Here is a 12,882-nt window from a genome sequence, read left to right on the forward strand (position 1 = left end):
GCCGATCCGCCCGAGCCCGGGCCGGCCGGAGGACACGACCTCGCCGCTGCACCGGCTGGAGCACGCCCTCGCGCCCTGGGTCGCGTTCCTGATCGTGCCGATCTTCGGCTTCGCCAATGCCGGGGTGACGCTGCTGGGCCTGCCGGCGCGAGCCTTGATCGAGCCCGTCACCCTCGGCGTCGCCCTCGGCCTCTTCCTCGGCAAGCAGGTCGGCATCTTCGCGAGCGTGCGCCTCGCCGCCGCGCTGGGACTCGTCTCCCGCCCGGCGGGGGCGACCTGGGTCCAGGTCTACGGCGTCGCGCTCCTGTGCGGCATCGGCTTCACCATGAGCCTGTTCATCGGCGCGCTCGCCTTCACGGACGGGCTGCACGAGACCGAGACCAAGCTCGGCGTGCTCGGCGGCTCGCTGCTCTCGGCGCTGTTCGGAGCCGTGCTGCTCGCCCGCGCGACGGCGCGGGAGGCGACGCCGCGCCGGGAGGCCGGAACCGGCGGCTTGCCTTGAGCGGCGGCCTCGGCCTACTCAGGCCGGAAGCGTCGCGGTGGCGGGTCACCCGCCTCCGCGCGAGGGCGAACATGCTGCGAACCGTCTCCCGCTTTCTCGGATTGCCGTTCCTCAGCCGGGCTCTCGGGCTCGTGGTGATGGCGGCCGGCTTCGTGCAGCTCTGCTACGACGGTGCCCGCTCCATCGCCAACAACGGCCTGCGGGTGACGAGCCTCGCCGAACTGATCCAGTCCCTGCCGCAGGAGCGGATCACCGCCCTCGGGGCGACGATCCGGCAGGCCGCGCCCTGGGCGGAGACGGTGCTGCTGACGCCGCTCGGCCTCGTTCCGGCGGCCCTGTTCGGGCTCGGTCTCGGAGCGGTTCTGGTCTGGCTCGGCCAGCCGCCGCGGGAGCCGATCGGGTTTTTAACGCGGCCTTGACCGCGCTTCGGCGAGGGCGTCCTCAGATCCCCCAATACGGCGCCGCGTTGTAGTAGCGGTGGACGTGCTCCTCCCAGGCGCGCTCGTCTTCCGGGTCGCCGCCCTCCGGCGAGCGGGCGGGCGCGTCGCGCAGCTGCGCCTCGGTGATGTCGACGACGTAGGCATCGAGCCCGGTGTCGTAGCGCAGGACCGCCCAGGGCAGCGTGTAGTACTCCTCGCCCATCCCGAGGAAGCCGCCGAAGCTCATCACCGCGTAGGCGACGCGGCCCGAGCGCTTGTCGAGCATCAGCCGCTCGATGCGGCCGACCTTGCTCCCGTCCACCCGGCGCACCTCGGTGCCGATGACGCGGTCGCTGGCGATCAGGCTATGGGTCAGCGCCGCGGAGATCGCACCATCGGTCGCATTGTCGGAACGAACCTGATCCATGGCGGTCATCCTGCAACGTTGTTACAGCTTGCCATAAAAAACGCCCATGCGGCCGGTCACGTTCCGGCCCGCTCCGCCCCTGCCCCGCCATCCCGGACGAGCCGACGCGCATGCCGCTGACCCGCCTGACCCTCCCCGCCCTCGCGCTCGCCCTGCCGGTGCTGATCGGCCCGGCCGCGGCGCAGGACCGCGGCAGCGTCAACCCGAAGCCGCTGCCCCCGCTGGCCAATCCCGACGATCCCTCGACGCCGGCCAAGGCCCTGTTCGGCCGCGTCACCGGGCCGGCCGGCGGTGCGGCCCGGTCCTTCGGCTCCTACGCGAAGGGCTGCTTCTCCGGCGGCGAGGCGCTGCCGATGGACGGCGCGACCTGGCAGGTCATGCGGCCCTCGCGCAACCGGATGTGGGGCACGCCCCATCTCGTGGACTTCATCGAGCGGCTCGCCGCCCGCGCGCCGCAGGCCGGCTGGCCCGGCCTCCTCGTCGGCGACATGTCGCAGCCCCGTGGCGGGCCGATGCTCACCGGCCACGCCTCGCACCAGCTCGGCCTCGACGTGGACGTCTGGCTCACGCCGATGCCCGATCACCGCATGAGCCGGGCCGAGCGCGAGGAGACCTCGGCCACGAACGTCGTGCGCTCCGACCGGCTCGACATCGACCCGGACGTCTGGACGCGCCAGCACACGGCGCTGATCCGCCTGACGGCCAAGCAGCCGGAGGTGGCGCGGATCTTCGTCAACGCGGCGATCAAGAAGGCCCTGTGCCGCGAGGCCGGTGGGGATCGCGGCTGGCTCACCAAGGTGCGTCCGATGTACGGGCACAACTACCATTACCATATCCGTCTCGCCTGCCCCGGCGGCGAAGCCTCCTGCGACGACCAGGCTCCCCCGCCCCCCGGCGACGGCTGCGGCGCGGAGCTCGATTACTGGTTCAGCCCGGCGGTGCTGAACCCGCCCAAGCCCAAGACGCCCCCGAAACCCCGCCCGCCGATGACGCTGGCCGCCCTGCCGGACGCCTGCCGCGCGGTGTTGCACGCGCGCTAAACCGCCGTTCGCCCGCGGCAGGTCGAACATGACGGCCCGCGTGTATGACGGTGTACTTGTTCCCAATCGTGGAACATGCTAGCTGTCGCCATGCAGGTCGTTGCGAAACGAACGCTCCGTACCTTCTGGGAGGCTCACCCGCGATCGCGGGGTGGCTTGTCCGACTGGTACACAAAGGTCAATGCCGCGAACTGGTCCGGCCCGGAAGACATCAAGGCCGCATTCGGCAAAGGTGTAGACTTCGTCGGCGACAATCGCGTCATCTTCGATATTCGCCGCAATGAATTCCGCCTGATCGTGCATGTATCCTATCGATATCGGCGCGTGCTCATCAAATTTGTCGGCACCCACGCCGAATACGATCGGATCGATCCTGAGACGGTAGGATGATGGATGTCAGAGCTATCCGGAATGACGACGATCTGACCTGGGCCCTCCGGGAGATCGAACCGTATTTCGACCACGAGCCCGAGATCGGAACCCCCGAGGCGGAGCGCTTCGACGTTCTGACGACGCTCATCGAAGCCTACGAGAGCAAGCATCACCCGATCCCGGAGAGCGATCCGGTCGAGCTTCTACACTACGCGATCGAGCATCTGGGGCGCAGCCAAACGGAACTGGCCGACCTGCTCGGTTCGCGTTCGCGGGCGTCGGAGATCCTCGGCCGGAAGCGCGGGATGACCCTGGACCAGATCAGGGCCGTCAGCGAAGCTTGGAAGATCCCGATCGCCGCCCTGGCGAAGCCCTATCCGATGGATTCGGAAGGGGCGCCGCGTCGCAAGCGCACCAAGGGCAAGACTTCGGCCGCCGCATGAACAGGGCTCGCTCGTCGCCCGATGAGCGGGGACCGTTGCCGAGGCCGAACGGGCGGGTGGAGGCTACTTCTCGTGGTGTCCGGCCGAGATCCGGTCGGTGAGAGCCATCAGCAGGCCGGAGACCACGAAGACCATGTGGATGCCCACCAGCCAGGCGAGATCGCGGTCGCTGTAGTTCTTCACGTCGAGGAACGACTTCAGGAGCTGGATCGCCGAGATCGCGACGATGGAGGAGATCAGCTTCAGCTTGAGCCCGGTGAAGTCGATCGTGCCCATCCAGGTGGGCCAGTCCTTGTGGTCGGTGTGATCGAACTTCGAGACGAAATTCTCGTAGCCCGAGAAGATCACGATGATCAGCAGCGAGGCGGTGAAGGTCAGATCGACCAGGGCGAGCACGCCGAGGATGGTCTGCGACTCGGTCGAGTCCAGCGTGTGCGCGACGACGTGGCCGAGCTCCATCAGGACCCGGACCAGCAGGACGACGAGGGTGACCGTCAGCGCGGCGTAGAACGGCGCCAGCAGCCAGCGGCAGGCGAAGAGGAAGCGTTCGAAGCCACGTTCCAGCATTGTCTCTCGATCCCGGCCTTCCGAGCGGGCCGGGATGTGGCACGGGCGCCGCGGCCCCGCAAGACGGTCACGCTTGGGTCCGCCGCGCGGGGGCCGGGCGACGATTCACTCCGCCGCCACGCCGACGCCGACGGGGCAGGACACGCCGGTGCCGCCGAGCCCGCAATAGCCGCCGGGATTCTTGGCGAGGTATTGCTGGTGGTACTCTTCCGCGAAGTAGAAGGCGTCGAGCGGCACGATCTCCGTCGTGACCGGCCCGAAGCCCCGCGCGTCGAGGGCCCGCGCGTAGGCGTCCCGCACCGTCCGCGCCGTGGCGGCCTGCGCCCCGTCCCGCGTGTAGATGCCGGAGCGGTACTGCGTGCCGACGTCGTTGCCCTGGCGGTAGCCCTGGGTCGGATCGTGGCTCTCGAAGAAGGTCTTGAGCACGGATTCCAGCGGCAGCACGGCCGGGTCGTAGGCCACGAGCACGACCTCGTTGTGGCCGGTGAGGCCGCTGCAGACCTCCTCGTAGGTCGGGTTCGGCGTGTAGCCGCCGGCATAGCCCACGGCGGTGACGTGGACGCCTTCGGGCAGCTGCCAGAACTTGCGCTCCGCCCCCCAGAAGCAGCCGAGCCCGAGCACGATCGTCTCGACGCCCTCCGGATAGGGCCCCTTCAGCGGGTTTCCGTTGACGAAGTGGCGCTCGGCGGTCGGCAGGGGCTGCGGCCGGCCGGGGAGCACTTCGGACGGCGTCGGCATCTCGGGTCGCTTGCGGAACAGGAGCATCGCTGTGTCCTCTGGTGATCGCGAGACGCGGCGCGGAGCCGTAGAACCCGCTGGCATCACGCTCGAATTCGCGTGATATGGTCATTGCCGTCCGCTTTGGCGACGGGGTCGGACGCGCGGTCACCGCCCCGGCGGCTTGCATCGGGGAGCGATCGGGAGCGGATGGAGCCTGGCGACGACTGGCAGCTGGCCGAGCGGATCCGGACGAGCGCCCGGTCGAGCCGGGGCGATCCCTTCGCGGCGTCCGTGCGGGCGACGCGGATGGCGATGATCATCACCGACCCGCGCCAGCTCGACAACCCGATCATCTACGCCAACGACGCGTTCCTGCGACTGACCGGCTACGCGCGGCTGGAGGTCATGGGGCGCAATTGCCGCTTCCTGCAGGGGCCCGGCACGGATCTCGACACGGTGTCGCGGCTGCGCGCGGCGATCCGTGACGAGACTGACATCCAGGCCGAGCTTCTGAACTACCGCAAGGACGGCTCGACCTTCCACAACGCGCTCTACATCAGCCCCGTCCACGACGAGGACGGCACGCTCCTGTTCTTCTTCGCCTCGCAGCTCGATGTCAGCGAGCGCCACGCCCTCGCCGCCGAGCGCGACCGGACCAGGGCGGCCCTCGACGCCAACGCGCTGCTGCTGAGCGAGATCGGGCACCGCGCCCGCAACGATCTCCAGATGATCTCGGCGATGTTGACGCTTCAGAGCAGCAACAGCCGCGATCCGGCGGTGCGCGCGGCGCTCGCCGAGGCGATCGGGCGGGTCGACGCCCTCGGCGCGCTCTACCGCCAGCCCGCCTCGGAGGAGGAGAGCGCCGCGGGCCACGATCTCGCAGACCTCGCCCGCGAGATCGCCGTGACCCTGATCGAGGCGTCGGGCCGGCGCGACATCGCCCTCGACCTCGATCTCGCACCGTTCCGGATCCGGCCGAAGGCGGCGGGACCGCTCGCGCTGGTCGTCAACGAGGTGGTCTCCAACGCCATTCGCCACGCCTTCCCGTCGCGGGCCGGCCGGCTCGCCCTTCGCGTCGGTCGCGACGGGGACGATCTGATCGTGTCGGTGGAGGATGACGGGATCGGCCTGTCCGCCGCGGCCGACGGGAGCTTCGAGGCGACCCTGATCAGCGTCCTGACCCGTCAGGTCGGCGGCACGAACAGCGTCCTGCCGCGGGACCCGGCGGGCACCACCGTCGCGTTCCGCTTCCCGGCCCAACGCATCGAGGCCTGAGCCCCACGCCGCCGACGGAACCTCAGTGCCGGTCGTCGGGGGCGGGCGGCAGGGGCATCACCTCGATACCCTCCTCGACGAGCGCCCGCGCCTCCTGCGCACTCGCCTCGCCGTAGATCGGGCGCCCTTCGGCATCGCCGTAATGGATCGCCCGCGCCTCGTCGGCGAAGCGGTCGCCGACATGCTCGGCGCTCGCGACCAAGTGCTCACGCACGGCCCGCAGGAGGGCGCGCAACTGCCGCTCCGGCTCGGCGATCATCGGCGTCGGTGTCGGGGCTTGGTCCGCCCCGGCCGGAACGGGGAGCTGCGCCGCCGGAGCCTCGGCCCGGCCGCGATCGGTGCGCGCCACCGCGGGCGCCATCGGCGCCTTGGCGACCTTGAGCGAGTCGCAGAACGGGCAGGTCACGAGGCCGCGGGCCGCCTGTTCGTCGTAGGCCGCGTTGGACGGGAACCAACTCTCGAACCGGTGGCCCGAGTCGCAGGCGAGGGTGAAGCGGATCATGCGGGAGAGATGGGGAGCGTTCAGGAGCGCCGCACGCCGAAGCTGCGCGCGTGGGACAGGGTGGGGATGCGGGCGCGCGCCTCCGCGACCCGCGCGAGGTCGATCTCGGCGAGGATGAGGCCCGGCGCGTCGCCCTCTGCCTCGGCGAGGATGCGGCCCCACGGATCGACGATGAGCGAGTGCCCGAAGGTCTCGCGCCCGTCCTCGTGCCGGCCGCCCTGCGCCGCCGAGATCATGAAGGAGCCGGTCTCGATGGCCCGTGCCCGCTGCAGGATGTGCCAGTGCGCCTCGCCGGTCTGGCGGGTGAAGCAGGCCGGTGCAGTCATCACCGTGGCGCCGGCCTCGGCCAGCGCCCGGTAGAGGGCGGGAAAGCGGATGTCGTAGCAGATCGTCAGCCCGAGGCTGGCGAGGGGCGTCTCGGCGACGACGGCGCAATCGCCGCCCGAATAGGTCGCCGATTCCCGCCAGCTCTCGCCGTTGGGCAGATCGACGTCGTAGAGGTGGAGCTTGTCGTAGGCCGCCTGGATCTCGCCCGCCGCGTCGATCAGGAAGGCGCGGTTGGCGATCCTCTCGCCCTCGCGGATCGCCAGCGAGCCGATCTGCAGAACGATCTTTTCCGCCCGTGCAACCTCGCGCAGCGCCGCAAGCGTCGCGTCGCGCTCCTGCGGTCCGACCTTCTCGAACAGGGCCGTGCGGTCGCGCTCGATCAGCGAGGTCGTCTCCGGCGTCTGCACGTAGGCCGCACCCCGGCGCGCCGCCTCGCGCACCGCCGCCACCGCGGCCTCGCGGTTGGCGGCCGGGTCGCGCCCGCCGCGCATCTGCACGCAGGCGGCGACGAACGGCTTGCGGTCGGACAGGTCCGTCATGCGGCGAGCAGGGGATCGAGGTCGCCGGCCCGCTCCAGGGCGTAGAGGTCGTCGCAGCCGCCGACATGCTGGTCGCCGACGAAGATCTGCGGCACCGAGGTGCGCCCGCCGGCCCGCTGGACCATGGTCGCGCGGGCGCCCGCCGTCTTCTCGACGTCGATCTCGTGGAAAGACACGCCCTTCTCGCGCAGCAGGCTCTTGGCCGCCGAGCAATAGGGGCACCAGGCCGTGGTGTAGATCGTGACCGGCTGCATGAGTCCGTCGCGCGCCCGAGGAGAGGGGAAGCGACGGATATAGGCGAGCCGCGGGCGTCTTCCTACTGCGGCCGGGCCACAGCGCGGGAAGAACGCCGCCCCGGCTCCCGGCGAGTGCCTCAGGCGGCCAGCAGCTTCTCGACCTCGTTGACGAGGTCGCGCAGGTGGAAGGGCTTCGAGAGCACCTTCGCATCCTTCGGCGCCTTGGAATCCGGGTTCAGCGCCACCGCGGCGAAACCGGTGATGAACATCACCTTGATGTCGGGATCGAGCTCGGTGGCGCGGCGCGCCAGCTCGATGCCGTCCATCTCCGGCATGACGATGTCGGTCAGCAGGAGCTCGAACGGCTCCTCGCGCAGGCGGTTATAGGCGGACAGACCATTGTCGAAGGACAGCACGTCGTAGCCGGCGTTCTGGAGCGCCTTGGCCAGAAACCGGCGCATGTCGTTGTCGTCTTCCGCGAGCAGGATCTTCATCGAACGGCGTCCCGGTGCCCATGCGCCTTTGGAGTGTCTCGGCAACGACCGGTCGCTACCATCTCCCTTCGGGGCAGGACAGCGCGGCCGGAGCTTTGTGTGAGACGCTCGGTGGTGTTCATTTCATAAAGCGTCGGCTTGGTAAACAGAGCATTAATCCTGCCCGGTGCCGGGCCGCACCCGGCGGCCGGCGCGCCCGTCCTGTCCCTCTCGCGCCACTGTGACGCCACGGTGCGGCGCATGGTGGACAGGGCCGGCGAGCCGCCGCAAAGTGGCGCGATGTTCCCTTCGCGCCATGCTCAGGCACCCACGTCTCGATGAGCCCATCACAGCCCGACGGCCCCGAGGCGTTTGATCCACCCTTCGTCGTGGACGAGCCGGCGCAGCACGCGATCCCGTTCGTGTTCAACACGCCGCATTCCGGCGCGCATTACCCCGTCTCCTTCCTCGCCTCGTCCCGGCTCGACGCGCTCGCCCTGCGCCGCTCGGAAGATGCCCATGTCGACCGGTTGTTCGCGTCCGTCGTCGGCCTCGGCGCGCCCCTGATGCGGGCGAACTTCCCCCGCGCCTATCTCGACGTGAACCGCGAGCCCTACGAACTCGACCCCCGCATGTTCGCCGGCCGCCTGCCCTCCTACGCCAACACCCGCTCTATGCGGGTGGCCGGAGGCTTGGGCACGGTGCCGCGCATCGTCGCCGACGGGCAGGAGATCTACCGGGAGCGGCTGCCGGTGGAGGAGGCGGTGCGGCGCATCGAGACGCTCTACAAGCCCTATCACCGGACCCTGCGCGGGCTGATCCACCGCACGGCGCGGACCTTCGGCCGGGCCTTCCTGATCGATTGCCACTCGATGCCCTCGTCGAGCCTCGGTCGTGACGAGAGCGCGCAGGCCGACTTCGTGCTCGGCGACCGCTTCGCCACGGCCTGCCTGCCCTCCCTGGTGGAGGGCGTCGAGAGCCGCCTGAGGGCGCTCGGCTACAAGGTGGTGCGCAACAAGCCCTATGCCGGCGGCTTCATCACCGAGCATTATGGCGAGCCGGGGCTCGGGCGGCACGCGCTTCAGATCGAGATCAACCGGGCGCTTTACATGAACGAGCAGTCGCTGGCGCTGACGGCCGGGTTCGCGACGCTCGCGGACAACCTCGCCGACGTCTTTGCCGGGGTCGCCGCCGAGACGGTGGAGGTGTCGGCCCCTCGCATGGCGGCCGAGTAGTCCCGCCGGAGCCGAGGCCTCGCGCCGCCCGAGGCTGGAGCGGCCGAGACTCGATCAGCCAAGAAAAAAGGCCGCCCCGAAGGACGGCCCGAAGTCTAGGGAGGAAACGCCCAAGAAGGGCTACGGGACCGCGACGCCATCGCGATCTCGCAATGCACAAATCGCATCGCGGCGCACAAATCGCAAGGGAAACGATAACGTTTTCACCTGCGATCAGCGCATGGCTCGATGGCGTTTTCGCATGGGCGAATTTCACTCCCTCGTCACACAGTCTCCCTTGGGCCGACACAAGCGGCCGGGGCTGTCCCGGGCCGGGGTCGGATCATGCCGGCTCAGGCATCGCCCAACAGCGCCCGGATCTCCGCCTTCAGGGCGTCGGCCAGTTCCGGCCGCTCCAGGCCGTAGGCGAGGTTGGCGGTGAGGAAGCCGATCTTGGAGCCGGTGTCGTAGGTGCGCCCGTCGAAGCGCATGCCGTAGAACTTCTGCTGCTCGGCCAGCCGGATCATGGCGTCGGTGAGCTGGATCTCGCCACCCGCCCCCTTCTCGCCCCGCTCCAGGATCGAGAAGATCTCGGGCTGGAGGATGTAGCGGCCGGAGATGATGAAGTTCGAGGGCGCGGTGCCCTGCTTCGGCTTCTCGACCATGCCGGTGATCTCGAAGGTCTGGCCGAAGGTCTCGCCCACGGCGACGATGCCGTACTGGTGGGTCTCCTCGGGCTTCACCTCCTCCACGGCGATGACGTTGCCGCCGTGCTGCTCGTAGGCCTTCAGCATCTGGCCCATGCAGCCGCGGCTCAGCATGTCGGGCAGCAGCACGGCGAAGGGCTCGTCGCCGACGATCTCGCGCGCGCACCAGACCGCGTGGCCGAGACCGAGCGGCGCCTGCTGGCGGGTGAAGCTGGTCTGCCCGGCCTTGGGGAGGTCCTTCTTCAGCTCCTCGTAGGCCGCCGTCTTGCCGCGCTCCTGCAAGGTGTGGTCGAGTTCGAACGCGATGTCGAAGTGATCCTCGATCACCGCCTTGCCGCGTCCGGTGACGAAGATGAAATGCTCGATGCCGGCCTCGCGGGCCTCATCGACGACGTGCTGGACGACGGGGCGGTCGACGACGGTGAGCATCTCCTTCGGCACGGCCTTGGTGGCCGGCAGGAAGCGCGTGCCGAGGCCCGCGACGGGAAGGACGGCCTTGCGAATTCGTTTCATGTGGCGGGACCCGTTCTTGGCGTGTGTCGGGGCAAGCCCTGATCGACGAGATCAAATAGGACGCGAGCCGCCGCCAACAGCCCCGCTTGGGTGTGATTGGCAGGATTTCGTCATTAAACAGGCTTGAATGTTCGGTCGCCGGATGGCGGAAGACGGAGCGGGGGGGACGATGGCGGTTCTGGTCACGGGCGGCGCGGGTTATATCGGCAGCCACATGGTGCTCGCGCTCGTCGATGCCGGGCACGAGGAGGTCGTGGTCCTCGACGATCTCTCGACCGGCTACGACTGGGCGCTGCCGCCCGAGGTGCGCCTCGTCGTCGGCGACGTGGCTGACCAAGCCCTCGTCACCGAGACGATCCTGCGCCACCGGATCGACGCGGTCGCGCATTTCGCGGCCAAGATCGTCGTGCCCGAATCGGTCGCCGATCCGCTCGGCTACTACCTCGCCAACACCGTGAAGACGCGGGCGCTGATCGAGACCGCTTCGCGCACGAATGTGCGGCACTTCATCTTCTCCTCGACGGCCGCCGTCTACGGCGAGCCGGAGATCGTGCCGGTGCCCGAGACGCTGGCGGCGAACCCGATCAACCCCTACGGCCGCTCGAAGCTGATGAGCGAGTGGATGCTCGCCGACGCGGCGGCGGCGCACGGCTTCACCTACGGGGTGCTGCGCTACTTCAACGTGGCCGGGGCCGACCCCCGCGGGCGCTCCGGGCAATCGATGCCGGCCGCCACCCACCTCATCAAGGTGGCGACGCAGGCGGCGCTGGGGCAGCGCACGCATCTGGAGGTGTTCGGCACCGACTACCCGACCCGCGACGGCTCGTGCCTGCGCGACTACATCCAGGTCTCGGATCTCGCCGCGGCGCACCTGACCGTGCTCGACCACCTGCGGGGCGGCGGCGAGAGCCTGACCCTTAATTGCGGCTACGGCCGGGGCTACTCGGTGCTCGAGGTGGTGGAGGTGGTCAAGCGCATCTCCGGCCGCGACTTCGAAGTGCGCCTGTCGCCGCGCCGTGCGGGCGACCCGGCCCAGATCATCGCCGGCGCCGACCGCATCCGCAACGAGCTCGGCTGGACCCCGAAGCACGACGACCTCGACGCCATCGTCGCCCAGGCGCTCGCCTGGGAGGACGCCCTGGCGAAGCGGAACCGGCGGTGAGGGCGCCCGGCGCCGTCCTCATCCTCGCCCTCGCGCTGCTGGCGAGCCCGGCGGCCGCGCATGACGGCGATTTCTCCGGCTTCGTCGCCTCCCTGCGATCCGACGCCGCGGCCCGCGGCATCTCGCAGGGGACGTTCGACGCCGCCTTCGCCGGCCTGGGCGGGCCCGACCCCGACGTGGTCGCCCGCACCCGCCGCCAGGGCGAGTTCAGCCGGCCGGTCTGGGACTACCTCGTCGGCGCGGTGTCGGGCGCCCGCATCGCCAAGGGGCAGGCCCAGGGCAAGCGGCTCGCCTCCACGCTCGCCGCCATCGAGGCGAAGACCGGCGTTCCGCGCGCGATCGTCCTGGCCTTCTGGGGCGTCGAGTCGGATTTCGGTGCCAGCGCCGGCTCCCTGCCGACGATCCGGGCGCTGGCGAGCCTGGCTTACGCCCGGCACCGCGGCAGCCTGTTCCGCGACGAGCTGCTGGCCGCCCTGCAGATCCTCGAGAACGGCGACATCGAGCCGGCTCGGATGGTCGGCTCCTGGGCCGGGGCCATGGGGCAGGTGCAGTTCCTGCCCTCGGTCTACCTCAAGGAGGCGGTCGATTTCGACGGCGACGGGCGGCGCGACATCTGGCGCTCGGAGGCCGATTCGCTGGCCTCCATCGCCCATTACCTGCGCTCGCTCGGCTGGAAGCCCGGCCTCTCCTGGGGCTACGAGGTCAGCCTGCCCAAGGACTTCGACCTGACCCGCTATCGCGGTCCGCTCGCCGACTTCGCCGCCCGCGGCGTGCGCCGCACCGACGGCAAGCCCTTGCCCGCGGGCGGCGAGGCGAGCCTGTTCCTGCCTGGCGGCCTCGGGGCGCCGGTCTTCCTCATCACCGACAATTTCGAGGTGATCCGCGGCTACAACACCTCGGATTCCTACGCGCTGGCGGTGGGCCACCTCGCCGACCGGCTGGCCGGCGGCCCGGCGCTGGCCGCCCCCTGGCCCAACGGCGCCGCCCGTCTCGACGGGCCGGGTCTCAAGCGCCTCCAGGCGGGGCTCACCGCGCGGGGCCTCTACGCGGGCGACCAGGACGGGCGGGCCGGTCCGAAGCTGCGCGAGGCGGTGCGGCAGTACCAGATCCGCGAGGGATTGCCCGCGGACGGCTACGCCCGGCCGGCAGTGCTGGAGCGCCTGGAGGGGCGGCCTTAGACGCGGACGATCCGAGGCGCTATCCTGAGCGGATGTGAGGTCGGGCGAGCCCGGCCCCTCCCCTTCGATCGAGGCTTCGCGCATGCACCGCCGCCCGACCGATCGCACCGCGTGCCCGCGTTCCCCTGCGATCCTCGGCCTTCTCGTCCTCGCGGCCCTCTGGCTCGCCGCGGCGTGGTCCGTCCTGCCGCAGCCGGCCGCGGCGCAGTGGGGCGACAGCTACGACGCGCCCGCCGCCGACCCGTACTACGCGCCGCCGCCGCGCC

The 12,882-nt window shown here is 70.2% G+C and carries 17 protein-coding genes and 1 pseudogene; 10 read left to right on the top strand and 8 right to left on the bottom strand.

Annotated elements, in window-relative coordinates; genetic code table 11:
- A partial coding sequence (locus MFF42_RS03355) for a Na+/H+ antiporter NhaA (RefSeq protein ID WP_238254500.1) occupies positions 1-502 on the top strand: 502 nt, incomplete at its 5' end.
- A gap of 71 nt (positions 503-573) precedes the next feature.
- Entirely contained in the window at positions 574-921 is a 348-nt protein-coding gene (locus MFF42_RS03360; protein WP_238254501.1) for a PetM family of cytochrome b6f complex subunit 7, read from the top strand.
- 22 nt (positions 922-943) lie between these two features.
- Here the strand turns inward: MFF42_RS03360 and MFF42_RS03365 are convergent, their stop codons facing one another.
- On the bottom strand, positions 944-1,348 hold the full coding sequence (locus MFF42_RS03365) for a PRC-barrel domain-containing protein (RefSeq protein ID WP_238254502.1): 405 nt from the start codon (positions 1,346-1,348) through the stop codon (positions 944-946).
- 110 nt (positions 1,349-1,458) lie between these two features.
- Between MFF42_RS03365 and mepA the strand changes: the two genes are divergently transcribed.
- The 3 genes from mepA to MFF42_RS03380 all read left to right on the top strand — a co-directional run bounded on the left by mepA (position 1,459) and on the right by MFF42_RS03380 (position 3,203).
- On the top strand, positions 1,459-2,388 hold the full coding sequence (gene mepA / locus MFF42_RS03370; RefSeq protein WP_238254503.1) for a penicillin-insensitive murein endopeptidase: 930 nt from the start codon (positions 1,459-1,461) through the stop codon (positions 2,386-2,388).
- A 90-nt stretch (positions 2,389-2,478) separates the two neighbouring features.
- Positions 2,479-2,778 carry a type II toxin-antitoxin system HigB family toxin gene (locus MFF42_RS03375; RefSeq protein ID WP_238254515.1) on the top strand — a complete coding sequence of 100 codons (300 nt, stop codon included), beginning with the start codon at positions 2,479-2,481 and terminating at the stop codon, positions 2,776-2,778.
- Entirely contained in the window at positions 2,775-3,203 is a 429-nt protein-coding gene (locus tag MFF42_RS03380) for a helix-turn-helix domain-containing protein (RefSeq protein ID WP_238254504.1), read from the top strand. Before MFF42_RS03375 ends, MFF42_RS03380 begins: the two co-directional genes overlap by 4 nt.
- Positions 3,204-3,266: 63 nt before the next feature.
- On the opposite strand, the gene MFF42_RS03385 is transcribed toward MFF42_RS03380, so the two are convergent.
- Together MFF42_RS03385 and msrA are read right to left on the bottom strand one after the other, a co-directional pair.
- On the bottom strand, positions 3,267-3,770 hold the full coding sequence (locus MFF42_RS03385) for a TIGR00645 family protein (protein ID WP_238254505.1): 504 nt from the start codon (positions 3,768-3,770) through the stop codon (positions 3,267-3,269).
- Positions 3,771-3,875: 105 nt separating this feature from the next.
- On the bottom strand, positions 3,876-4,535 hold the full coding sequence (msrA, locus tag MFF42_RS03390; RefSeq protein WP_238254506.1) for a peptide-methionine (S)-S-oxide reductase MsrA: 660 nt from the start codon (positions 4,533-4,535) through the stop codon (positions 3,876-3,878).
- Between the two features lie 162 nt (positions 4,536-4,697).
- On the opposite strand from msrA, the gene MFF42_RS03395 reads away from it, so the two are divergent.
- Complete coding sequence (locus MFF42_RS03395; RefSeq protein WP_238254507.1) at positions 4,698-5,765, top strand: PAS domain-containing protein; 1,068 nt, start codon at positions 4,698-4,700, stop codon at positions 5,763-5,765.
- Positions 5,766-5,787: 22 nt separating this feature from the next.
- Here MFF42_RS03395 and MFF42_RS03400 read toward each other — a convergent pair whose 3' ends face one another.
- The 4 genes from MFF42_RS03400 to cpdR form a co-directional block, all read right to left on the bottom strand.
- Positions 5,788-6,267, bottom strand: coding sequence for a DUF1178 family protein (locus tag MFF42_RS03400; protein WP_238254508.1), 480 nt, complete (start codon positions 6,265-6,267; stop codon positions 5,788-5,790).
- Positions 6,268-6,287: 20 nt separating this feature from the next.
- Positions 6,288-7,133, bottom strand: a complete 846-nt coding sequence (locus MFF42_RS03405; protein WP_238254509.1) for a carbon-nitrogen hydrolase family protein — start codon at positions 7,131-7,133, stop codon at positions 6,288-6,290.
- A complete protein-coding gene (grxC, locus tag MFF42_RS03410; protein ID WP_238254510.1) occupies positions 7,130-7,387 on the bottom strand; it encodes a glutaredoxin 3 in 258 nt (85 codons plus the stop codon). Before grxC ends, MFF42_RS03405 begins: the two co-directional genes overlap by 4 nt.
- 119 nt (positions 7,388-7,506) lie before the next feature.
- Positions 7,507-7,863, bottom strand: a complete 357-nt coding sequence (gene cpdR, locus MFF42_RS03415) for a cell cycle two-component system response regulator CpdR (protein ID WP_003603128.1) — start codon at positions 7,861-7,863, stop codon at positions 7,507-7,509.
- 317 nt (positions 7,864-8,180) lie between these two features.
- Between cpdR and MFF42_RS03420 the strand changes: the two genes are divergently transcribed.
- Entirely contained in the window at positions 8,181-9,077 is an 897-nt protein-coding gene (locus tag MFF42_RS03420; RefSeq protein WP_238254511.1) for an N-formylglutamate amidohydrolase, read from the top strand.
- 332 nt (positions 9,078-9,409) lie between these two features.
- On the opposite strand, the gene galU is transcribed toward MFF42_RS03420, so the two are convergent.
- Positions 9,410-10,276, bottom strand: coding sequence for a UTP--glucose-1-phosphate uridylyltransferase GalU (gene galU / locus MFF42_RS03425; protein WP_238254512.1), 867 nt, complete (start codon positions 10,274-10,276; stop codon positions 9,410-9,412).
- Positions 10,277-10,445: 169 nt separating this feature from the next.
- Here galU and galE point away from each other — a divergent pair, with 169 nt between their 5' ends.
- The 3 genes and pseudogenes from galE to MFF42_RS03440 all read left to right on the top strand — a co-directional run.
- Positions 10,446-11,438 (top strand): UDP-glucose 4-epimerase GalE, encoded by a 993-nt coding sequence (gene galE, locus MFF42_RS03430; protein WP_238254513.1) that lies wholly within the window; start codon positions 10,446-10,448, stop codon positions 11,436-11,438.
- Positions 11,435-12,616 carry a lytic murein transglycosylase gene (locus MFF42_RS03435; protein ID WP_238254514.1) on the top strand — a complete coding sequence of 394 codons (1,182 nt, stop codon included), beginning with the start codon at positions 11,435-11,437 and terminating at the stop codon, positions 12,614-12,616. The genes galE and MFF42_RS03435 overlap by 4 nt, the downstream gene beginning before the upstream one ends.
- Before the next feature lie 82 nt (positions 12,617-12,698).
- Positions 12,699-12,882: pseudogene (locus tag MFF42_RS03440) on the top strand (DUF459 domain-containing protein); the annotation flags it as partial.

It is taken from the genome of Methylorubrum podarium, assembly GCF_022179745.1.
Taxonomy (GTDB): domain Bacteria; phylum Pseudomonadota; class Alphaproteobacteria; order Rhizobiales; family Beijerinckiaceae; genus Methylobacterium; species Methylobacterium podarium.